Below are 20,333 nucleotides of genomic sequence, written 5' to 3' on the forward strand. Positions count from 1 at the left end.
GTGCAGGGGAATGGCTTAAGGTGACTACTGCTGCGGTCCCGCGATACGGCGGTGGGCGTCCTCCAGCATGTGGCGCATCGACATGCGGAAGAGTTCGGCCTGGTGGGCGGCGCCGATGAACGTCGTGTGGCCGAACACCTCCAGCACCACCAGCCCGTGCATGTGGCCCCACAGGCTGAGCAGCAGGGAGGTGGCGGGCGGCGGGAGGGTGCCGTCGGCCATGGCGTCCAGGTGGCTGCCGAGTTCGGGGGAGAGCCGGGCGGTGTCAGCGGCGGCCAGTTGTTCCGGGGTGAAGCCGCCGAACAGTTCCTCGTGGAAGATCGCGCTGATCCGGCGCATCGCCTGGGTGGTGGGCCCGTCCGGGGGCGCCGCGTAGTTGCGCAGCGGTGTCCCGTACAGGAGCTGGAACTCCTCGGGATGGGTGATCGCCCAGCGCCGGTAGCCCTCGGTGCCGGCCAGGACGCGGGTGACGGCGTCGCCGTCCGGGGCGGTGTCGATCGCCGCGCGGACGGCGTCGGCGAGGTCGTCGTACGTCGCGGTGATCAGCCCGGTGATGAGGGCGTCCCGGCTGGGGAAGTAGTGGTACAGCGACTGGACGCTCATCCGCAGGTCGCGGGCGATGCCGCGCAGGGACAGTCCTTCGGGGCCCTTCCCGGTGACCTGGCGGCGGGCGGCGTCCAGGATTTCCCGGGTGGCCGCTGCCCGGCGCCGCTCGCGGAGGGTGAGCGGGGGCGTCGCGACGTCGTCCGTGGGCATGGCGCCGACCCTACGACGGTGCGCGGGGCGGTCGTTCGTGCGGGGGTGTCAGGTAAATCTGACACTCCCGTACCCGCGTTCGGCTCATTAACGTCGTGGCCGCGCCGGTCGATCGGCGCTCCCCCCTTGGCAGCCCCTGCCTCCGCACCCCGCTCCACCCTGCCCATGCACAAGGAGAATGTCCGTGTTCGACCGTATAGCCGAGCTGGCGATCCGCCGGCCCCGGCTCATCCTCATCGTCGCCTTCGTGGCGGTGCTCGTCATGGGAGCCGTGGGCGGTGGCGCCTTCGACAGACTGCGCGACGGCGGGTTCGACGATCCGGCGTCCTCGTCCAGCCGGGCCGGCGAGATCATCGAGGAGAAGTTCGGCGGCGAGACCAATCTGATCCTGCTGGTCGAGGCCCCCGACGGGGTGGACGACCCGGCCGCACGGGAGAGCGGTGCGGCGCTGGTCGCCGAACTCCGCTCCGAGGACGGCCTCGCCAACATCGTCTCCTACTGGGAGACCGGCAGCCCCGATCTGCGGTCGCAGGACGGCACCGAGGCGCTGGTCCTCGCCCATGTCCGGGGTGAGGAGACGGAGCTGGCGCAGCACACCGACGCTGTCGTCGACGGGTACACCGGTACGTACGACGGCACGCTGACCGTCCGGGCCGGCGGTGGCGCCGCCATCGGCTCCGACATGTCGACGCAGGTGGTGGACGACCTCATCCTGGCCGAGGTCATCGCCGTGCCGCTGGTCCTGCTGCTGCTCCTGGTCGTCTTCGGCAGCGTCGTCGCCGCGCTGCTGCCGCTGGTCATCGTGGTCATCGCCATCGCGGGCACCTTCGCGCAACTGGCGATCCTGGGCGGCATCACCGAGGTGTCGATCAGCGCGACCAACCTCACCACCGCTCTGGGCCTCGGTCTCGGCGTGGACTACGCGCTGCTCATGACCAGCCGGTTCCGCGACCGGCTGGCGGCCGGCGTACGGGTCGAGGACGCCGTACGGCAGACGGTGGTCACGGCGGGCCGGACCGTCGCGTTCTCCGCCGCGACGGTGGCGGCGGCCCTCGGCACGCTGCTCGTCTTCCCGCAGTACTTCCTGCGGTCCATCGGCTACGCGGGCGTCGGGGTCGTCGCCATCGCGGCGGTCAGCACGCTCTTCGTGATGCCCGCGCTGTTCATGCTCCTGGGCCACCGGGTCAACAAGGGCCGCATGCCGTGGGCCAAGCCCGGCGCCCCCGTCGTCCAGGGCTCGCTGTGGGGCCGGCTGGCGCGCGCCGTGATGCGGCGTCCGGTGCTCACCGCGCTGCCGGTGCTGGCGGTCCTGCTGGCGAGCACCGCGCCGCTGCTGGGCATCACCTTCGGCGTTCCCGACGAGCGGGTGCTGCCCACCGGCGCGGAGAGCCGCCAGGTGTCCGAGGCGCTGCGCGACAACTTCGAGGGCAACGACGACGCCGCGCTGCACATCGTGATCGACGAGCCGGTCGCCGGGCCCGAGCTGGCCGGGTACGCGGTCGGACTGTCGGCGCTCACCGGCGTCGTCCGGGTCGAGTCCAGCGCGGGGACGTTCGCCGACGGCTCGGCGACGGCGGTCGCAGCGGGCAACCCCGGGCTCGGCCGGGACGACGCGGAGCGGATCACCGTGGTGAGCGGTCTGACCCCGGCCTCCGACGCGGCGCAGGACCTGGTCAGGGAGGTGCGGGCGATCGCCGGCCCGGGCGGGTCGCAGCCGCTGGTCGGCGGCTCGGACGCCGCGCTCATCGACTCCAAGGACTCCATCGGGGACCGCATCCCGCTGGCCCTGGGGCTGATCGCCGGCACCACGTTCGTCCTGCTGTTCCTGTTCACCGGCAGCATCGTCCAGCCGCTGCGCGCGCTGGTGCTCAACATGCTGACGCTGGGCGCCACCCTCGGCGTGATGACCTGGATCTTCCAGGAGGGCAACCTGTCCGGGCCGCTCGGCTTCACCCCGCAGCCGATGGAACTGGCCATGACGGTGCTGATGTTCTGCATCGCCTTCGGCCTGTCCATGGACTACGAGGTGTTCATCACCAGCCGCATCAAGGAACTCCACGACGAGGGCGCGGACAACGGGACGGCGGTGGCCGACGGCCTGGGCCACACCGGACGCATCGTCACGGCGGCGGCCGTACTGCTGGCGGTGAGCTTCTTCGCCTTCGGCACCGCCCAGATCAGCTTCATGCAGATGTTCGGCCTGGGCAGCGGGCTGGCGATCCTGCTGGACGCCGTGGTGGTGCGCGGGGTGCTGGTGCCCGCCTCGATGCGGCTGCTGGGCCGCTGGAACTGGTACGCGCCGGCGGTGCTGCGGAAGGTCCACGCCCGGATCGGGCTGCGCGAGGGCGGCACCGCGCCGCAGCCGGCGACCGTACAGCCGCCGTCCCCCGCTCACCCGCCGCTGCCGCGCCGGGAGGACACGACCCGGGTCTGATCACCGGGTTCCGGGTCCGCCGCGTTCAGGCCGGCGGACCCGCCAGGGGCGGCGCCCGGGGCACGGAGCGCCGCCCCGCCGGTGTCAGCGGCGGGGCGTCACCGGGTCACCGGGTCACCGGGTCACCGGGCGACCCAGCCGCCCAGCGTGTTGACGTTCTCCTCGGCCGCCCGGCGGATCGCGTCGGTGGAGCCGAGCAGAGCGGGTGGCAGATACGGGGAGCGGACGGTCAGCTCCCAGCCGTGCACCTGGACGGCGAGGCCCGCCAGGGCCAGGGCGGTCATGGGCAGCAGGGTACGGGGCGCGGGATCGTCGCCCAGTTCGTCCGGGTAGGCGGCGAGCCGTGCGGCCAGCGCGTCCTCGAAAGCCGGTTGGTCGTCGTTCAGGAGAACGCGCAGCAGGCGGTGGTCCGGGGTGAGGTCCCCGGCGGCGGCGTCCAGGGCGCGGGCGGCCTCGGCGCGTTCGGCCGGGTCCGGCTTGCGCAGCGGGACGGTGGGCCAGTGCCGAGGCTGATGGCCGGCCGCCTCGGTCAGGTACGGGCAGAGCGCGTCCATCGCGGCCAGCTCGGCGGGCCGCGCCTCGGGCGTGTACCGGGAGTACGGCACGCCCGTGCGCAGTTCCTTGGCGTAATCCCCCCGCATCACCAGGCCGTGCGCCCGCTGCCAGTCCCAGAACCGGCCGCTCACCACACAGACGGCGAACGCGTCCAGCCAGTCGCCGGCATCGGGGGCCCGGCTGACATCGGTGAAGTCGTCGCTGTCGAAGGTGCAGAGGCGGTCGAAGGTGAGCGGGAAACGGATCTCCTGGTCGCCGTTGGGGAAGCAGCCGACGCTCAGCACGCCCAGGTAGCACTCGGCGGCCGTGTGCAGGATGTCGTCCACGTGCTTGTCGCGCGCGGAGCCGGGCCCGAACCGGGCGGCGAGATGGTCGATCAGCGCCTCGCCCAACTCGCGCAGGCCGCGCAGGGTGATCCCCTGCCGGGACAGCTCGTACGCCTGGTCCCGGACGTGCGCCCGGATGTCCTGCCCGGCGCGGGCCAGCCGGTCCTCGCCGATCGCGTGGCGCGTCATGTCGTCCACCGTCCCTGTCGTGCCTGTCGTTGCTGTCGTTGCCGCCACCGTGTCTGGCGCGGCACCTGGTCCCCGGCCTCCGGTGGCCCCCGCCGCCCGGTCAGCCGTCGTCACGGGAGGCCGCGTCCGCCCACGGCGGGATGTTCTCCTCGGCCGCGCGCCGCATCGCGTCCGTGGAGCCGAGCAGCCCGGGCAGCAGATACCCGGACGGTACGGCGAGGTCCCAGCGGTGCGTCTGGACGGCGAGGGCCGCGAGGGCGAGGGTGTCGAGGGGGAGCAGGGTCCGGGGCGCGGGGTCGTCGCCGAGTTCGTCCGGGTAGGAGGCGAGCCGTGCGGCCAGCGCGTCCTCGAAAGCCGGTTGGTCGTCGTCGAGGAGGACGCGCAGCAGACGCTGGTCCGGGGTGAGGCCCCCGGTGGCGTCCAGGGCGCGGGCGGCTCCGGCGCGTTCGGCCGGGTCCGGCTTGCGCAGTGGCACGGTCGGCCAGTGCTTCGGCAGATGACCGTCCATCGGCGACAGGTAGGGGCACAGCGCGTCCATCGCCGCCAGGTCCGCCGGCCGCGAGCCGGCGGTGTGGCGGGAGTACGGGTTCCCCTCGTGGATCAGCCTCGCGTAATCCCGCAGACGGGGGCCGATCACCCGGAGCCAGGCCCGGATCCGGCCGCTCACCACGGCGATCGCGAAGGCGTCCAGCCAGTCACGGGCCGCCGGGGCCCAGCCGCCGCTGGAGAACCGCGTGTCCTCGCTGCCCAGGACGCGGCCGGTGAGCGGGAAGTGGATCTCCTGGTCCCCGTCCGGGGCGATACCGGTGCTCAGCGCCTCGACCGCGCACTCCGCCGCCGTCTCCAGGATCGCCAGGACCTCCGCGTCGGGCGCGGTACCCGGCACCGTCCTGGCGGCGGCCCGGTCCAGCAGCCCGCCGGCCATGCGGCGCAGCTCTTCCGGCGTGACCCCCTCGTCCTCCAGCCCGTACTGCCACGACCTGGTCCAGTCCCCGATGTCCCGGTCCAGGCCGGCCAGCCGCGCCGCGCCGATCCCGTGCCGCATCGCGTCCCCCACGCCGCTTGCCCTCCCCGCTCACCCGACCGGAACGGAACCGAAGCTACCAGCGGCCTCCGACAGTCCCCGGCCGGACCGCGCGCCCGGACCGCGCGCCCGGCACCACGGCGCGATGACCACCTCTTCCGCTCCCGCCGCCACTACGCTCGGCCTGGCCGCCCCGGCCCGCCCCGGCCCGCCGACCGACCGAGGAGACCCCGTATGCCCGCTGAACTGGTGCTCGGCACCATGACCTTCGGCGACACCGTCGACGCGGCCGGCGCCGCCGCCATGCTCGACCTCGCCGAGGAAGCCGGTATCACCCAGCTGGACACCGCCAACGTCTACGCGGGCGGCGCCTGCGAGGAGATGCTGGGCACCCTGCTGGCCGGCCGCCGCGACCGGTTCCGTATCGCCTCCAAGGCGGGCGTGCCGCACGAGGACGCGCGCGGGGCCGCACCGCTGTCGGCCGGCGCGCTGCGCCGCAGCGTCGAAGGCAGCCTGCGCCGGCTGCGCACCGACCGCCTCGACCTCTTCTACCTCCACCAGCCCGACCGGGCCACCGCCATCGGCGAAACCCTCGACGCGCTCGCCGGACTCGCCGCCGACGGCCTCATCGCGGAGGTCGGCGTGTCCAACTATCCCGCGTGGGGCATCGCCGAACTCCGCTGCGAGGCCCGGCGGCGCGGCGCCCCCGTACCGGCGGTGTCGCAGTCGCTGTACAACCTGATCGCGCGCCGGATCGAGGAGGAGTACGCCGAGTACGCGGCCGGCGCCGGGATCGCCACCGTCGTCTACAACCCGCTCGGCGGCGGGCTGCTGACCGGCCGGCACCGGTTCGAGGAACCGCCGGAGCACGGCCGGTTCGGCGACGCGCGGATGGCGGCGATGTACCGCGAACGGTACTGGGACCGGCAGCTCTTCACCGCCGTGACCGAACTGACCGTGATCGCGGACGGCCTCGGCATCCCGCTCCCCGAACTGGCGCTGCGCTGGCTGGTGGACCGGCCGCTGGTGGACGGCGTGCTCATCGGCGCGTCCCGAACCGAGCAGTTGCGCGCCAACATCGCCGCCGCCGGGCGTGGCCCGCTGCCCGCCGAGGCCGGCGAGCGGATCGACGCCGTGTGGCAGACCCTGCGCGGCCCGGCGCCCGCGTACCACCGCTGAGCGGCGGGGCGGGGCGGGCGGACGGCCGGACCGCCCGCTCGTCCTCAGCGCTCCCCGTCGTCCTCGTACACGTGGACGTGACCGCCCTGCGCCGCGTAGACACGGCTGTTGTCGTGGGCGGTGATGTGCTGCACCTGGCTGCGGATGCCCTCGCGCCGCTCGGCGGTCAGCGCCCGCAACTCCTCGGCGGCCCCGGATCGGCCCCGGGCCGCTCCCGCCGATTGTCAGTGGGGGCGGCTAGGTTGAGCGCTCTGGCCTGTCTCGGGGGGCGGGCCAGCATTCTTCATGTCCGGTCGCCGGGCGGGAGGGGCGCGACCGAGAAGAGATAGAGCCCGGCGTCCCCGGCCACGGCGAGCTGTCCGCCGGACGGCGAGAACGCGGCGTGGTGAAGAGGGGCGTTGGTGCGGAACCAGCAGATCGGCTGGAGGTCGTGGAGGGAGAAGAGGCCGATCAGGTGGGGATCGGCGATCAGGGCGAGGTGGGTGTCGCTGGCGGTGAGACATGCGACGGACTCGATCGGCGGGGTTACTCCGGTGGCGGAGCCGCCGGTCCGGACCGGGACCAGATGGTCCGAGCGGTCGGTCGTGAACTCCCACGGCACCAGCATCGTCTTGCCGTGCAGCCTGAGGGAGCCGATCAGGCGGTCGCCGGTGGGAGCGAAACACAGGCCGGTCCACAGCGGGCGGTCCACGGCAAGGCGGGCCTGTCGTTCCGCTTCTCCGGGGAACACCAGGCGGAGCGGCCCGCGACGCCCGCCGGTTACGGCGTAGGCGCGCTCATCCGGGGCAAAGGCCACCAGGGTCCCGCCGAGGCTGAACTCCTCCGGCCCCAGTTCGCCGATCTCGCGCAGGAACGCGTCCTGCTGCGTCGGATCCCGCCGCGTGTAGGGGTGCGGTTCGACGCGACGCAGGAGACCTCGGCCGGGCTGTGCGGGGTCCATGAGGTACCAGCCGTCCTGGTGGGCCAGGACCGCCACTTCCTCTCCGCCAGGAGCCCACATCACCTGCTGGAGCGCGGTTCTCGGTGCCGGCCTGCGGGCGGCGCCCGCCGAGTCCAGGGCCCAGAGTTTCAGGGTCGCATCATCCTGCCTCGTGATCAGGGTGCCGTCCGGACGCCAGACCACGGCTTCCTGCGGGAGCTCGCCGCGCCCGACACTGACCGGTTCGGAGGCGGGTTCGGCAGGCGTGCCGTGCTGGATGGCCTCGTCCTGGGGAACCGCCCACCGCTGGAGCTGAGTGTCCCCGGACAGCCGGTCCGCCGTCACCAGCTCTCCGCCCGAGGGTGACCACCGGAGGCAGGCGGGCGAGTCCGACTGCCGCTCCCACGTGGTGACGCTCCCGCTCGATGGAAGCAGAACCATGCAGAGGTCTTCGCAGGCGAGTGCGATGCCCGCACCACCCGGCCGCCAGCTCAGGGCGTGGCCTCGGCCGGTGAGGTCCGGATGCCTGCGCGACGTGGGTGGCGCAGGGGTATGCGGTTCGGCCCAGTGGACGAGGGCTCCGTCGCCCGCTTCCGAACCTGTCGCGTGGGCGATGAGCCCGTGGTCGGGGTGCCAGTCCAGGGTGTCGTAAAGGCCGGACAACTCGATGTCTGGCGCCGTCAGTTGCTCGGGCGGCGTGCCGGTCCCGGGAGTCCAGAGGCGTACCTCCCGCCGGCCCCAGGTCACTGCAAGCGAACGGGAATCAGGTGACCAGGACGTGGCGGGGGCATCAGCGTCCCAAGGCTGCCTGGGCACTGTCAGAACGTCGATCTTCTGCCAGGTCGTCGTGTTGAGAACGGACACGGCGTATGCCTCATGTGCTGCCTCCGGATCGTCGTCCGGTATTTCTTCCCGGGGGGAAGCCGACGTGACGAGGACATCGGCTTCCTCGATCAGTGCCAGGCGACGTCCGTCCGGGCTCCAGTGAACGGCCTCGATGAGCGTCCAGTCGTGGCCGGGCCACGCGTACACGCTCTCCCAGGTGTCCGTGTCGTAGATCTCCAACGCCGGTTCGGCGCCGACCGTGGCCAGCAGGGGCAGGGTCGGGTGCAGGTCGATGGCGGTGACGAGGCCGCCCGGCTTCCGCACCGACACCGAGCGCAGCAGCATCCCGTCGTCGCGGTCCGGCAGGGGATGCTCCGCCCGGAGGGGCAGATCCTGGTCCGCGTGTTCCAGGGCCAGTGGCCGTCCCAGCAGTCGGGTGGCCAGGGTCACCGCCACGTCGGTCGCCGCCAGGCCGCCGCCGGTGAAGAGGTGGCCCTCTTGGCGGACGAAGTTTCCCAGCTCGCGGGCGTGGTCGTCCTCCGGGCGGGCCGAGGCGTACAGCGTCAGGTCCGCTTCCAGCGCGGTCGGGCCGCCTTCCGACAGGCGGGCGGTCAGGAAGCGCGTGTCCCGCAGCAGTGCGGCGAACTCCGCCCAGCGCTCCGCCTGGTGCAGGTGGTAGGCGAGCCCGTGCAGGAAGCCGCGTTCCCGCGGCGGCAGCGCGTGCCAGCCGTCCGCCGGGCGCAGCGCGTCCAGCAGCCGGCCGCTCACCGCCGCCATCCCGGGCGGGTCCGCGCGGCGCAGGGTTTCGCGGGGCAGGTCGTGCATCTGGAGGCCGTCGGGGTGCGGGAGCTGGGCCAGGGAGCGGGAGACGAAGCGGCGGGCTTCGTTCCTGGTGCGCAGCGGGCTCAGGTTCCACAGCCGGGACAGCAGCCAGTACGGGATCATCTCGCCCTCGGGGAAGGCCGCCAGCGAGACGTAGTGGTCCCGCGACGCGTCGTCCGGGAGGTCCATCAGGCTCAGTTCGAGGGTGCGGGCGATGCCGCGTTCCACCCGGGGGTCGTGCAGGTCGTCGAGGGCGGCCGGGCCGGCGCCGTCCAGTTCGTCGAGGACGGCGGTGACGGCCTCCTCGACGGTCATGCCGTCCATGTTGACCAGGCGCCGCAGCATGGCGAGGGCCAGCGGCCAGCGCCCCACCCGGTCGAGCAGCGGGCGCAGTTCGGTGCTGCTACCGCGGCCGAGCATGGCCACGGCCTCGTCGTCGCTCATCGCGTCGACGGCGATCTCCGTGCCGTCCAGCAGACCGGGCCGACGGGTGGTGACGAGGACGGTCAGCCCTTCCCCGACCAGGAACGGCCGGACGTCGTCGGCGTTCCAGGCGTCGTCCACGACCAGCAGCGTCCGGTTCTCCGCTGCCGCCAGCGCCGTCCTGAACGCGCCCGCCGCCGCGTGCACATCCGCGTACGTCTGGGTACGGGAGCCGGTGAGCGCGGCGGTCAGTTCCGCCAGTGAGGCGACGATGCGTTCGATACCGGGACGCTGGCCCAGTTCCGCCCACAGCACCCCGCCGGTGAAGGCGCGGGCCGCCCAGCCGGCCATGGCGGTCTTGCCGTAGCCGCCGCCACCGGCCAGCAGCACCAACGCGTCCGGCCGCAGCGCGTCGGTGATCCTCCGGCCGAGCGCCTCCCGCAGGACGAACCGGGTGGGGGCGGCGGGCGCCATCCGGGGCAGCGGGGATGGGGCGGGGGCCGGTGGCGGCCGGTGGACGTGCACCGTGTGGGCCTGCACCACATCGCGTGCGCGGCCCGAGAATTCGTTGCCCGTCTGCCCCTGCTCCCCCTGCATGCGCCCCAGTTTCGGCGACCGGTGGCTGCTCCGACAAGCGCCGCAGGGACAGTCGGGCCCTATCCGTAGCGGCGTATCCGGTCGGCTTCCTCGTCCGTCTGCCGGTCGTACGGGTCCGTGCCGGGGGGCACATTCTCGCGTGCCGGGTCGGGGCCCGGGTCCCGGTCGGTGTTCGGGTCCGTATTCGGTTCGGTTTCCGGGTCGGGGATCGGCTCCAGGGGCACCGGCACGTCCTCGTCCTCCGCCGGGGGTTGTGTGGCGGGGAGAACCGGGGAGGGCACCGGGTCGGGGACCGCGCCCGTCGAGGTGCCGATGCCCAGGAGCGCGAGGCCCGCCAGGGCCAGGGCCCCCGCTCCCGCCGCCGTGGTGAGGGCGGTGCGGCGGCGGCGCAGGCGCCGGCCGCCCGTCACGGCCGCGTCGGTGACGCTGGGCAGCGGCGGTTCGTCGCGCAGCGCGATGTCGAACGCGGCGCGTACGGTGGCCGCTTCCTGATCCGTCATGTCGTGACGCACGTCGCGTCTCATGTCGGGGCTCACCTCCCGGTCACCTCACTCGGCAGTTCTGCGACCAGATGCCGCAGCCGGGCCAGGCCCCGGGCGCTCTGGCTCTTCACGGTGCCCGTGCTGACGCGCAGCGCCCGGGCGGTCTGTTCGACGCTCCAGTCCTCCCAGAACCGCAGCACCAGCACCGCACGGTAGCGGGGCGGCAGCGACATCAGGGCCGTCTGCATCACCATGCGCAGTTCGGGCCCGGCGGGTTCGGGGGCGGGCGCGTCGGGGAGGTCGGCCACCGTGTTCTCCCGCCACAGTCCCTTGCGCCGCTGGTCGATGAAGGTGCGGGTGAGGATGGTCCGGGCGTACGCCTCGACGTTGCCGTCCCGGCGGACCCGGGACCAGGAGGCGTACAGCTTCATCAGGGTGGTCTGGGTGAGGTCCTGGGCCTGGTGCCAGTCGCCGCACAGCAGGTAGGCGGAGCGCCGCAGGTGCGCCTCACGGGCCTCGGCGAACTCCCGGAATTCCCGCTCCCGGCGGACCGCTGCCTTCATCCGCACCCACCTTCGCTCGTTCCGCTCCTCTTCTCTGTACGGGGTGGGGTGCCGGGAAGGTTGCATGCCGGACGGGAGACGGTTGCCACAGCGGCGCCGGGCAACCCGCGTGCGGCGCGGGCCGTACCTCTTCACACACGGGGGCCACGGCCCCCGCCGGTCCGTTGACTCACTGGGGAGATCCTGATGAACGTTCGTATGCGGCGGGTCCGCCGTACGCTGATCGGCCTGGCCGCCGGGGGTGCCCTGGCGGTGGCGGGGTGGGGCGTGGCCTCGGCCGCCCCCGCCGACGGGGAGGGGCCGGCCGCGAGCGAGCGGGTGGAGCCGGCGCCCGCTCCGGTGGACGAGGTGGCGGAGGAGCCCGAGCAGGACGTCGTCGCGCCTGCCCCGGTTCCGGCGGAGGAGGCTGCCGAGGAGTCCGAGGTGCCCGAGGTCGCGCCCGCGCCCGTGCCGCCGGTGGACGAGGTGGCGGAGGAGCCCGCGCAGGACCGGGTCGCACCGGACCCGGTTCCGGCCGAGGAGGAGCCGAGCGAGGTGGCGCCCGCGCCCGTGCCGCCGGTGGACGAGGTCCCGCAGGAGGTGGCGCCCGCGCCCGTGCCGCCGGTGGACGAGGTTCCGCAGGAGGTCGCTCCCGCGCCCGTCCCGGTGCCCGCCGAGGCCGCGCCGGGGAAGTAGACAGCACCCCGTCCCGTCCCTGACGGCCAGGACCGGGCGGCCCGCCGCCTACCCGCCGCCCCCGCCCACCGCCGGGATGCCCTCCGCACCCAGCGCCCGGTTGATGCCCGCCGCCCAGCTCCGCCCGGCGGTGCTGAGCCGGGGGCGGGGGACGAGCGGCACGATGTGGCTGTTGAACTGCACCAGCATCAGCTCGTCCCCCGTACGCACCGGGCCGTCCCCGTCCGACACCCGGGGCCAGCACAGCGCCTCGCCGGGCCCGAGCGCGGTCAGGGACGGGCCGTGGTCCTCCTCCGCCGTCCGGGGGCGGGGCAGCGGGCCCTCGGGTGTGAGCCGGTAGCGGCCGGGGGCCGGCAGGCCCGGGCCGAGTCCGGCGGCGCGCCGTGCGTGGACCAGGATCTGGCTGAGCGCGGGGAGTTCGCCGTGGACGGCGCGCGAGGCGGGCAGTTCCGGCAGCAGCTGGGCCAGGATGTGCAGGCCCAGGACGGGCAGCAGTCCGGCGGCCCGTTCGGCGGCGTGGGTGAGGGAGACCGCGGTGTGGAAGCGCGGGTTGATGCCGACGGCGAGGACCCGGCTGCCCTCGGTGACCAGGTCGAGCCCGAAGACGCCCCGGTAGCCGCGGGTGCGCAGCACCTCGCCGACCCGGTACGCCGCTTCGCGCGCCGCCGCGTGTGTTCCGGGTGGCAGGTCGGCCGGTCCGGTCAGCTGGCTGCCGCAGGGGGTGCCGCGGTGCGGGGTCAGCTCGGGCAGGCCGACCAGCTGGTGGCAGACGGCGGAGACGACGGTGCGGTCGCCGCCCGCGCAGCCGGTGACGGTGAGGGACAGCCCGGGGACGTGCCGGCTGAGCCGCAGTTCGTGGCCTTCCCAGACGCACAGGGCGCGGACGAGTTCGGGCCGGCTGGCGACGCGGACGGTGCCGCGGCCGAGCAGGTGGTTCTCGCGGCGCTGGAGGACGGCTCTGGGCCAGCCGGCGGGCCAGTACGCGGCGGAGCCGAGGCGGCCGGTGGCGGGGACGATGACGTGGTCGGGGACGGGGACCCCGGCCTCGGCCAGCAGCGGCAGGACGTCGATCTTGTCGTCGGCGGCTGCGGTGACGGAGGGTTCGGGGGCGAGCAGCCGGTAGCCGTGGGCGCGGGCCCAGGCACGGGCCCGGTCGGCGGCCGGGGTGCCGGTTCCGGGGGCGAACGCGACGGCCACCCGGCGCGGGTCGGTGGCGGGCGGGCCGTCCGGGGGGTGGGGCGGGGTCGGGCCGGGTGGCTCGTGCCGTATCCGGCGCCATTGAGCGTCGGCCGTCAGGGCGTGGCTGAGGAGGGGCGAGCGGTCCAGCCAGACCGCCTCGTCGACCAGTTCCGCCAGCAGCGCGAACCCGGCGCCGGCCGGTACCCCTTCCAGTACGGCCTCTCGCATCGCGGCCCACCGCCTCCCGACGTCCTCGTCCGTCCGCCCGTCCGTCCGCCCGCCCGTCCGTCCGGCTGTCCGGCCCGGGACCGAGCCGGACGACTGTAGGCACCGCGCCGCCCGCCGGCCGCGGCCGTCCGGGAACTTCACCGCGCAAACACCCCGTTCGGGTGAGACCGGCCCGCGCTCGCCCGAACACCGTTACGGATGCCCCGGCGGCGGGAGTTCAACGCCCGCCGGGTGGGCGATCGGGTGTGCCGCCGGGCCGCGGGCCGGTCGCGGTGCCCGGCTCGGGTGTCCGTTCTTCTCGTTCTTTTCCGGACGGCGTGCTAGCCTCGGAATTAGTTGCAGTTGTGGTTCCCAAGCGTGAAATGCTCCTGTCGCTGCCGGGGTCGTCGATCCCGGTCGGGTAGGGGCTTTTTTGTTTTCCGGTTTTCCTCCGGTGGGGCAATCATCGCGGCGACACGGGGTCGGCAGGGTGCCGGCTCCGGTACTGCCCCGAAGGAGATTTGACATGGCCAGTGGCACCGTGAAGTGGTTCAACTCGGAAAAGGGCTTCGGCTTCATCGAGCAGGAGGGTGGCGGCCCCGACGTCTTCGCCCACTACTCGAACATCGCCACCCAGGGTTTCCGTGAGCTTCAGGAAGGCCAGAAGGTGACCTTCGACGTCGTGCAGGGCCAGAAGGGCCCGCAGGCGGAGAACATCGTCCCTGCCTGATCGCGGACGTTTGCGCGCGCGATGACGTGCGCCGGGCCGGCCCCCAGCATCCTCGGATGCGGGGGCCGGCCCTTTGTCGTGCGGTGTGCCGTATCCCCCGTGGGCCCGGCCCGGCCCGGCCCGCGCCCCGGGCGGTCAGGCGGTGGCGGCCCGGGCCGCCGGCGGGGCGAGGTGGCGGAGGAGTTCGGCGGGGGTGAAGGCGTGCTCGACGACCATGGCCGCCGCCCCGTACACCCCGGCGCGCTCCCCGGCCGCCGACTGGACGATGCGCAGGTCCTGGGTGGCCAGCGGCAGTGACCGCTGGTAGACGACCTCGCGGATGCCCGCCACCAGGTGTTCGCCGGCCTGGGAGAGCGCCCCGCCGATGACGATCCCGGACGGGTTGAACAGGCTCACGGCCGTGGCGAGGACCTCGCCGATCTGGCGTCCGGCCTGCCTGATGAGCTTGAGGGTGGTCACCGAGCCGTTCCTGGCCTGGGCCACCACATCGGCGCTGTTCTGCGCCGGCATGCCCAGCTCCGTGAGCCGTGCCGCCAGGGCGGCGCCGCTGGCCAGGGCTTCCAGGCAGCCGGTGTTGCCGCACCGGCACGGGACGTCGGTCTCGTTCGGCAGCTGGACGTGGCCCATGTCGCCGGCCACGCCCTGGGAGCCGCGGTGCAGCCGGCCGTCGGCGATGAGGCCGCTGCCGATGCCGGTGGCGATCTTGACGTAGATCATGTGCTGCCACTCGGGCCACTGGGAGCGGTGTTCGCCGAGCGCCATGAGGTTGACGTCGTTGTCGACGAGCACCGTGGTGCCGAGCAGCTGGTGGACGTAGGCGGGGACGTCGAAGCCGTCCCAGCCGGGCATGATCGGCGGGTTGGTGGGCTTGCCGGAGGCGTGCTCGACGGGCCCGGGCAGGCCGATGCCGATGCCGAGCAGGTCGGTGCGGTCGCGGCCGGCGGCGTGCAGCAGGGCCTCGCCGTGTTCGCTGACCTGCTTGAGGACGGTCTCGGGTCCGGCCGCGATCTCCAGCGCCAGGTCCTCCTCGGCCAGCACGGTGCCCGACAGGTCGGTGACGGCGGCCTTGGCGTGGGTGGCTCCGACGTCGGCGGCCAGCACGACTCGCGCGGCGGCGTTGAAGGCGAAGGCGGACGGGGGCCGGCCGCCGGTGGAGCGGGCGTTGTCGGTCCGGTGGAGCAGCCCGGAGGCGAGCAGGGTGTCCACGCGTTCGGCCACGGCGGAGCGTCCCATGCCGGTTTCCGCGACCAGTTCGGCGCGGGTGCGCGGGCGGCCGTCCCGCATCAGCCGCAGCAGTACGGCCGCACCGGCCGCCTGCCCGGCCGAGGGCAGGCCGTCCTCCGCCTCCGTCATGGTGAGCCCCGCCCTTCTGTCGTTTCCGGACCGTAAGCGCATGATTCACGATACAACGCAGGGGCCTTACGTCATGTACCACCCGATCTTCCCGCACAAACTGCTGCACTTTCTATTGACGCCCGGCAAAAGCCTCTTTACGTTGACGGCCATGACAGGCCCACCGAAGGCGTCCGGCCCGTCCCCGGCACAGGAACCGGCCACGGACGCAGCCGAACCGCTGCTCGCGATGCACGGCATCGTCAAGCACTTCCCGGGCGTCCGCGCCCTCGACGGCATCGACCTGGACGTCCTCCCCGGCGAGGTGCACTGCCTCCTCGGCCAGAACGGCGCCGGCAAGTCCACGCTCATCAAGGTGCTGGCCGGCGCGCACCAGCCGGACGCCGGCCGCATCCTGTGGCGGGGTGAGGAAGTCCGCTTCCCGCGTCCGCAGGCGGCCCTGGACCGGGGCATCGCGACCATCTACCAGGAACTCGACCTGGTGGACGGGCTGTCCGTGGCGGAGAACATCTATCTCGGCCACGAGCGCGCCGCCTTCGGCTTCACCGCCCGCCGGGAGATCACCACGGCCACCGCCGAGCTGCTGAGGCGCCTCGGCCACCCGGAGATGTCGCCGTCCACCGAGGTCGGCGCGCTCTCGGCGGCCGGGAAGCAGATCGTCTCGATGGCCAGGGCCCTGTCGCACGACGCCCGGCTGATCATCATGGACGAGCCGTCCGCCGTCCTGGACCAGGAGGAGGTCGGACGGCTGTTCACGGTCGTCGCCGATCTCGCCGCCCAGGGCATCGCGATCATCTACATCTCGCACCGCCTGGAGGAGATCCGGCGGATCGGCGACCGGATCACCGTCCTCAAGGACGGCCGCACCGTCGCCACCGGGCTCGCGGCCGCCGACACCCCGACCTCGGAGATCATCCGGCTGATGACGGGGCGCTCCATCGAGTACGTCTTCCCCGAGCGTCCCGGCGTCGCCGAGGCGGAGCAGCCGGTGCTGGAGGTGGAGAACCTTTCGCGCCCCGGCGAGTTCTCCGATGTCTCCTTCGCGGTGCGCCCCGGGGAGATCCTGGGCCTGGCGGGTCTGGTCGGCTCCGGCCGCTCGGAGATCCTGGAGACCGTCTACGGCGCCCGCAAGGCCGCGACCGGCACGGTCCGGGTCGGCGGCGAGAAGGTCCGCGCGGGGCGGGTCGGCTCGGCGATGGCGGCCGGGATCGGCTTCTGTCCCGAGGAGCGCAAGAGCCAGGCGCTGATCCTCTCGGACGCCGTCTACCGCAACATCACGCTCGCCTCCCTCTCCCGCTTCCAGCGCGCCGGATTCCTGAACAGCGGCGGCGAACAGGAAGCCGCCGCCGAGCACACCGAGGCGCTGGACGTGCGCCCGGCCGGGGTGACCCGCCCGGTGGGCAATCTGTCCGGCGGCAATCAGCAGAAGGTGGTGCTCGCCCGCTGGTTGCTGCGCGGCTGCCGCGTGCTGTTGCTGGACGAGCCCAGCCGGGGCGTGGACGTCGGCGCCCGCTCCGAGATCTACGCCCTCATCCGCGAACTGTCGGCGCAGGGCATCGCCGTGGTGATCGTCTCCAGCGAGATCGAAGAGGTCATCGGACTCTCCGACCGGGTGCTGGTGATCGCCGACGGACGGGTCGTCGCCGAGGCGGCGGCCGATGACATCGACGAGCACCGGGTGCTCGATCTCGTAATGGAAGGTGATGCGGCGTGACCGCGCAGACCCACGCCAAGCAGGCGCCGGACGGCGCCGTGCCCCAGGGGCCGCCGAGCGGCCGGGCCCGGATCGGTGCCTTGCTGAGCAGCCCGGCCGGCCGCAATCTGGGTCTGGTCGTCGCCCTGTTGCTGCTGTGCGTGATCGGCATGGCGACGGTCGGCGACCGGTTCGGCTCCTTCGACAACATGATGACGATCCTGCGGTCCGCGTCGGTCATCGGTGTGATCAGTGTGGGCATGACCTTCGTCATCACCGGCGGCGGCATCGACCTGTCCGTGGGCGCGATCGTGGCGCTGGCCTCGGTGTGGGCCACCACGATCGCCACCCAGCAGATGGCGGCCGACTTCCACTGGATCGTGATCGTGACCACCGCGTTGCTGGTGGGCGCCGGCGCGGGACTCGTCAACGGCTTGCTGATCGCGTACGGGAAGATGGCGCCGTTCATCGTCACGCTCGCGATGATGGCCGCGGCGCGCGGTCTGGCCGAGCTGATCTCGGACAAGCGGACCCAGGTGGTCACCGAGCGCGGTCTGATCGACTTCTTCGGCGGCAAGGTGCTGGGCGTCCCGGTCCTCGTCATCATCTTCGCGCTGGTGGCGGCGGGTGGCTGGCTGCTGCTCAACCGCACCACCTTCGGTCGCCGCACCCTCGCGGTCGGCGGCAACCCGGAGGCGGCCCGGCTGGCGGGTATCGACGTGCGGCGGCACACCACGATCCTCTATGTCCTGCTCGGTCTGGCCTGCGGTCTCGCCGCCGTGATGCTCATGGCCAGGACGACGGCCGGGATCGCGACCCACGGCAGCATGTACGAACTGGACGCCATCGCCGCCGTGGTGATCGGTGGCACGCTGCTCAGCGGCGGCCGGGGAACGGTCGTCGGCACCGTGTTCGGGGTGCTGATCTTCATGACGCTGACCAATGTGTTCGTCCTCAACAACCTCGACACCTCCACCCAGGCCGTGGCCAAGGGCGCGATCATCGTCGCCGCCGTGCTGCTGCAGCAGCGGGTGGCCTCCCGGGGCAGTACGCCCTAGCGACCCGGTTCTCTCCGCGTCATCCGCACCACCCGCACCACCCGCTTCGTCTCTCCTTCCTTTCTCTCTCGCTCGGAGACAGTCATGTCCATGCCCAGAAAAGCCGCTCTGGCCTGTGCCGCCCTCGCCACCACCGGTCTGCTGGCCTCCTGTACCAGCAACTCCACGGACAGCGGAGACAGCGGCGGTTCGACCACCGTCAGCTCCAACGACGACCCCGGCGAGAACGTCGTCATCGGCTTCTCCGGCCCCCAGGCCAGCCACGGCTGGATGGCCGCCATCAACCGCTTCGCCGAAGAGGCCGCCGCCCAGTACGACGACGTCGATCTGCGGGTCGCCGAGGGCACCAACGACCCCAGCACCCAGGTCAGCCACATCGAGACGTTCATCAACGACCGGGTGGACGCCATCGTCCTGCTGCCCACCGACGGCGCCGCGCTCACCCAGGTCGCCACGCAGGCCATGGAAGCCGGCATCCCGGTGATCAACGTCGACCGCGAGTTCTCCGACGACGCCGCCGCCCGCCTCACCCTCCTCGGCGACAACTACGGCATGGGCGTCTCCGCCGGCGAGTACGCCTGCGGGCTCATCGCCGAACACAACCTGGGCGACGACGCCGTCATCGCCGAGATCGCCGGCATCGACTCGCTGCCGCTCACCCAGGAACGCTCCCAGGGCTTCGCCGACGCCCTCGCCACCTGCGGCCAGGACGTCGACAACCGGGTCGCCGCCGAGTTCACCGTCGACTCGGGGGAGCGCGCCGCCTCCAACCTCCTCCAGGCCGCACCCGAGATCGACATCATCTGGAACCACGACGACGACCAGGGCGTCGGCGTCAAGGCCGCCTTCGACAACGCCGAACGCGACGAGTTCTTCTTCATCGGCGGCGCCGGCTCCGCCAACGCCATGCGCTGGATCGAGGCCGGTGAGATGGAGGCCACCGTCATCTACCCGGCCACCCAGGCCGGCGACGGCATCAAGCTCGCCCGTCTCATCGCCCAGAACCGCGGCATGTCCGACCTCGTCCAGATCGAAGTCCCGCGCCGCATCGTGCTCGACGCCCCTGTCGTGACGGCCGACAACCTCGACCAGTACACCCCGATGGGTTTCGAGTCCTAAGGAAGGCCAGCCTTCATGAGCTCTCTCAGCAGCACGCCAACGCCACCACCGGCCCGGGGCGATGACCCCCGGGGCCCGGAGCGGAGCGACATCGGCATCGGCATGATCGGTTACGGCTTCATGGGAGCGGCCCACTCCCAGGGCTGGCGCAACGCCCGCAGCTTCTTCGACCCCCCGCTGCGTCCGCGTTTCGCCGCCCTCGGAGGCCGCAACCGGGAGGCCGCCGGCCATCTCGCCGACCGGTTCGACTGGCCCGTCGTGGAGACGGACTGGCGCGCGCTCATCGCCCGCGACGACATCGGCATCGTCGACATCTGCACGCCGGGCGACACCCACGCGGAGATCGCGATCGCCGCGCTGGAAGCGGGCAAGCACGTGCTGTGCGAGAAACCGCTCGCCAACTCGGTCGCCGAGGCCGAGGCGATGGTGGCGGCAGCGGAGACGGCCCGCGCGCGCGGGATCCGGTCGATGCTGGGCTTCACCTACCGGCGGGTCCCCGCCCTCACCCTGGCCCGCCGGCTGGTGGCCGAGGGCCGGATCGGCGAACTGCGGCACGTCCGCGCCCGCTACCTCCAGGACTGGCTGGGCGACCCCACCGCCCCGTACACCTGGCGGATGTCGCGCGAGCGCGCCGGCTCGGGCGCGCTGGGCGACATCGGGGCGCACGCCGTGGACATCACCCAGTACGTCGCGGGTGAGTGGATCACCGGGGTCTCCGGCCTCACCGAGACCTTCGTGCGGGAGCGCCCGCTGGCGGACGGCAGCGGTACGGGGCAGGTGACCGTGGACGACGCGGCTGTCTTCACCGGGCGGCTGGCCGGCGGCGCGCTCGCCTCGTTCGAGGCGACCCGGTACGCCACCGGCCGCAAGAACGCGCTGCGGCTGGAACTCAACGGCACCCGCGGCAGCCTGGCGTTCGACCTGGAGGACCTCAACGTCCTGCACTTCCACGACGCGACCGCCGCCACCGCCACCCAGGGGTTCACCCGCATCCTCGTCACCGAGGCGGAACACCCCTACCTCGACGCCTGGTGGCCGCCGGGGCACGGGCTCGGCTACGAGCACGCCTTCGCCCACCAGTCCGTCGACCTGCTGACCGCCATCGCCGAAGGCACCGACCCCGAGCCGTCGTTCGCCGACGGGCTGCGGGTGCAGCGGCTGCTCGCGGCGGTGGAGGAGAGCGCCGCGGCGAACGGCGTCTGGACCGCCGTTCCCCTCCCCTGAC

Annotated in this window: 17 protein-coding genes; 8 read left to right on the forward strand and 9 right to left on the reverse strand. The window is 73.0% G+C overall.

Annotated elements, in window-relative coordinates:
• Window positions 1–24 precede the first annotated feature (24 nt).
• Window positions 25–756, reverse strand: a complete 732-nt coding sequence (locus BM385_RS13520) for a TetR/AcrR family transcriptional regulator (RefSeq protein WP_093843175.1) — start codon at window positions 754–756, stop codon at window positions 25–27.
• A 178-nt stretch (window positions 757–934) separates the two neighbouring features.
• On the opposite strand from BM385_RS13520, the gene BM385_RS13525 reads away from it, so the two are divergent.
• Window positions 935–3,190, forward strand: a complete 2,256-nt coding sequence (locus BM385_RS13525; RefSeq protein WP_093843176.1) for an MMPL family transporter — start codon at window positions 935–937, stop codon at window positions 3,188–3,190.
• Window positions 3,191–3,312: 122 nt separating this feature from the next.
• On the opposite strand, the gene BM385_RS13530 is transcribed toward BM385_RS13525, so the two are convergent.
• Both BM385_RS13530 and BM385_RS13535 read right to left on the reverse strand, forming a co-directional pair.
• The gene (locus BM385_RS13530) at window positions 3,313–4,260 is read right to left on the reverse strand and encodes an immunity 49 family protein (RefSeq protein WP_093843177.1); all 948 of its coding nucleotides are present in this window, start codon (window positions 4,258–4,260) and stop codon (window positions 3,313–3,315) included.
• 100 nt (window positions 4,261–4,360) lie between these two features.
• The gene (locus BM385_RS13535) at window positions 4,361–5,317 is read right to left on the reverse strand and encodes an Imm49 family immunity protein (RefSeq protein ID WP_093843178.1); all 957 of its coding nucleotides are present in this window, start codon (window positions 5,315–5,317) and stop codon (window positions 4,361–4,363) included.
• A gap of 201 nt (window positions 5,318–5,518) precedes the next feature.
• Between BM385_RS13535 and BM385_RS13540 the strand changes: the two genes are divergently transcribed.
• Window positions 5,519–6,463: an aldo/keto reductase gene (locus BM385_RS13540; RefSeq protein ID WP_093843179.1), complete on the forward strand. Its 945-nt coding sequence runs from the start codon at window positions 5,519–5,521 to the stop codon at window positions 6,461–6,463.
• Window positions 6,464–6,507: 44 nt separating this feature from the next.
• On the opposite strand, the gene BM385_RS28210 is transcribed toward BM385_RS13540, so the two are convergent.
• From BM385_RS28210 to BM385_RS13555, 4 genes are all read right to left on the reverse strand, one after another.
• On the reverse strand, window positions 6,508–6,642 hold the full coding sequence (locus BM385_RS28210; RefSeq protein WP_281376872.1) for a hypothetical protein: 135 nt from the start codon (window positions 6,640–6,642) through the stop codon (window positions 6,508–6,510).
• Window positions 6,643–6,746: 104 nt separating this feature from the next.
• Window positions 6,747–10,049, reverse strand: a complete 3,303-nt coding sequence (locus BM385_RS13545; RefSeq protein WP_093843180.1) for a hypothetical protein — start codon at window positions 10,047–10,049, stop codon at window positions 6,747–6,749.
• A gap of 59 nt (window positions 10,050–10,108) precedes the next feature.
• Window positions 10,109–10,573 (reverse strand): hypothetical protein, encoded by a 465-nt coding sequence (locus tag BM385_RS13550; RefSeq protein WP_139275171.1) that lies wholly within the window; start codon window positions 10,571–10,573, stop codon window positions 10,109–10,111.
• 8 nt (window positions 10,574–10,581) lie between these two features.
• Window positions 10,582–11,094: a SigE family RNA polymerase sigma factor gene (locus tag BM385_RS13555; protein WP_019434092.1), complete on the reverse strand. Its 513-nt coding sequence runs from the start codon at window positions 11,092–11,094 to the stop codon at window positions 10,582–10,584.
• Between the two features lie 186 nt (window positions 11,095–11,280).
• Here BM385_RS13555 and BM385_RS13560 point away from each other — a divergent pair, with 186 nt between their 5' ends.
• A complete protein-coding gene (locus BM385_RS13560) occupies window positions 11,281–11,769 on the forward strand; it encodes a hypothetical protein (protein ID WP_175542978.1) in 489 nt (162 codons plus the stop codon).
• A gap of 48 nt (window positions 11,770–11,817) precedes the next feature.
• On the opposite strand, the gene BM385_RS13565 is transcribed toward BM385_RS13560, so the two are convergent.
• Window positions 11,818–13,176 (reverse strand): hypothetical protein, encoded by a 1,359-nt coding sequence (locus BM385_RS13565; protein WP_093843183.1) that lies wholly within the window; start codon window positions 13,174–13,176, stop codon window positions 11,818–11,820.
• A gap of 505 nt (window positions 13,177–13,681) precedes the next feature.
• Here BM385_RS13565 and BM385_RS13570 point away from each other — a divergent pair.
• Window positions 13,682–13,885: a cold-shock protein gene (locus BM385_RS13570; protein ID WP_019434089.1), complete on the forward strand. Its 204-nt coding sequence runs from the start codon at window positions 13,682–13,684 to the stop codon at window positions 13,883–13,885.
• 135 nt (window positions 13,886–14,020) lie between these two features.
• Here BM385_RS13570 and BM385_RS13575 read toward each other — a convergent pair whose 3' ends face one another.
• Entirely contained in the window at window positions 14,021–15,238 is a 1,218-nt protein-coding gene (locus BM385_RS13575; RefSeq protein ID WP_019434088.1) for an ROK family transcriptional regulator, read from the reverse strand.
• Between the two features lie 229 nt (window positions 15,239–15,467).
• On the opposite strand from BM385_RS13575, the gene BM385_RS13580 reads away from it, so the two are divergent.
• The 4 genes from BM385_RS13580 (at window position 15,468) to BM385_RS13595 (ending at window position 20,332) form a co-directional block, all read left to right on the forward strand.
• Entirely contained in the window at window positions 15,468–16,952 is a 1,485-nt protein-coding gene (locus BM385_RS13580) for a sugar ABC transporter ATP-binding protein (RefSeq protein ID WP_093843184.1), read from the forward strand.
• Window positions 16,949–17,989, forward strand: coding sequence for an ABC transporter permease (locus tag BM385_RS13585; RefSeq protein ID WP_093843185.1), 1,041 nt, complete (start codon window positions 16,949–16,951; stop codon window positions 17,987–17,989). The genes BM385_RS13580 and BM385_RS13585 overlap by 4 nt, the downstream gene beginning before the upstream one ends.
• Window positions 17,990–18,079: 90 nt before the next feature.
• A complete protein-coding gene (locus BM385_RS13590) occupies window positions 18,080–19,108 on the forward strand; it encodes a substrate-binding domain-containing protein (protein ID WP_093843337.1) in 1,029 nt (342 codons plus the stop codon).
• A 102-nt stretch (window positions 19,109–19,210) separates the two neighbouring features.
• Window positions 19,211–20,332, forward strand: a complete 1,122-nt coding sequence (locus BM385_RS13595; protein ID WP_093843186.1) for a Gfo/Idh/MocA family protein — start codon at window positions 19,211–19,213, stop codon at window positions 20,330–20,332.
• Window position 20,333: the final 1 nt, after the last annotated feature.

The sequence above is a fragment of the Streptomyces harbinensis genome (genome assembly GCF_900116145.1).
Taxonomy (GTDB): Bacteria; Actinomycetota; Actinomycetes; order Streptomycetales; family Streptomycetaceae; genus Streptomyces; species Streptomyces carpaticus.

What these genes read in the sequence shown, in the direction of transcription:
- BM385_RS13570 (WP_019434089.1), top strand. Translation starts at nt 13,682, where the DNA reads ATGGCCAGTGGCACCGTGAAGTGGTTCAACTCGGAAAAGGGCTTCGGC.
- BM385_RS13595 (WP_093843186.1), top strand. Translation starts at nt 19,211, where the DNA reads ATGATCGGTTACGGCTTCATGGGAGCGGCCCACTCCCAGGGCTGGCGC.
- BM385_RS13555 (WP_019434092.1), bottom strand. Translation starts at nt 11,094, where the DNA reads ATGAAGGCAGCGGTCCGCCGGGAGCGGGAATTCCGGGAGTTCGCCGAG.
- BM385_RS13530 (WP_093843177.1), bottom strand. Translation starts at nt 4,260, where the DNA reads ATGACGCGCCACGCGATCGGCGAGGACCGGCTGGCCCGCGCCGGGCAG.
- BM385_RS13525 (WP_093843176.1), top strand. Translation starts at nt 935, where the DNA reads ATGTCCGTGTTCGACCGTATAGCCGAGCTGGCGATCCGCCGGCCCCGG.
- BM385_RS13550 (WP_139275171.1), bottom strand. Translation starts at nt 10,573, where the DNA reads ATGAGACGCGACGTGCGTCACGACATGACGGATCAGGAAGCGGCCACC.
- BM385_RS13540 (WP_093843179.1), top strand. Translation starts at nt 5,519, where the DNA reads ATGCCCGCTGAACTGGTGCTCGGCACCATGACCTTCGGCGACACCGTC.
- BM385_RS13590 (WP_093843337.1), top strand. Translation starts at nt 18,080, where the DNA reads ATGCCCAGAAAAGCCGCTCTGGCCTGTGCCGCCCTCGCCACCACCGGT.
- BM385_RS13565 (WP_093843183.1), bottom strand. Translation starts at nt 13,176, where the DNA reads ATGCGAGAGGCCGTACTGGAAGGGGTACCGGCCGGCGCCGGGTTCGCG.
- BM385_RS13545 (WP_093843180.1), bottom strand. Translation starts at nt 10,049, where the DNA reads ATGCAGGGGGAGCAGGGGCAGACGGGCAACGAATTCTCGGGCCGCGCA.
- BM385_RS13560 (WP_175542978.1), top strand. Translation starts at nt 11,281, where the DNA reads ATGAACGTTCGTATGCGGCGGGTCCGCCGTACGCTGATCGGCCTGGCC.
- BM385_RS13575 (WP_019434088.1), bottom strand. Translation starts at nt 15,238, where the DNA reads ATGACGGAGGCGGAGGACGGCCTGCCCTCGGCCGGGCAGGCGGCCGGT.
- BM385_RS13580 (WP_093843184.1), top strand. Translation starts at nt 15,468, where the DNA reads ATGCACGGCATCGTCAAGCACTTCCCGGGCGTCCGCGCCCTCGACGGC.
- BM385_RS13520 (WP_093843175.1), bottom strand. Translation starts at nt 756, where the DNA reads ATGCCCACGGACGACGTCGCGACGCCCCCGCTCACCCTCCGCGAGCGG.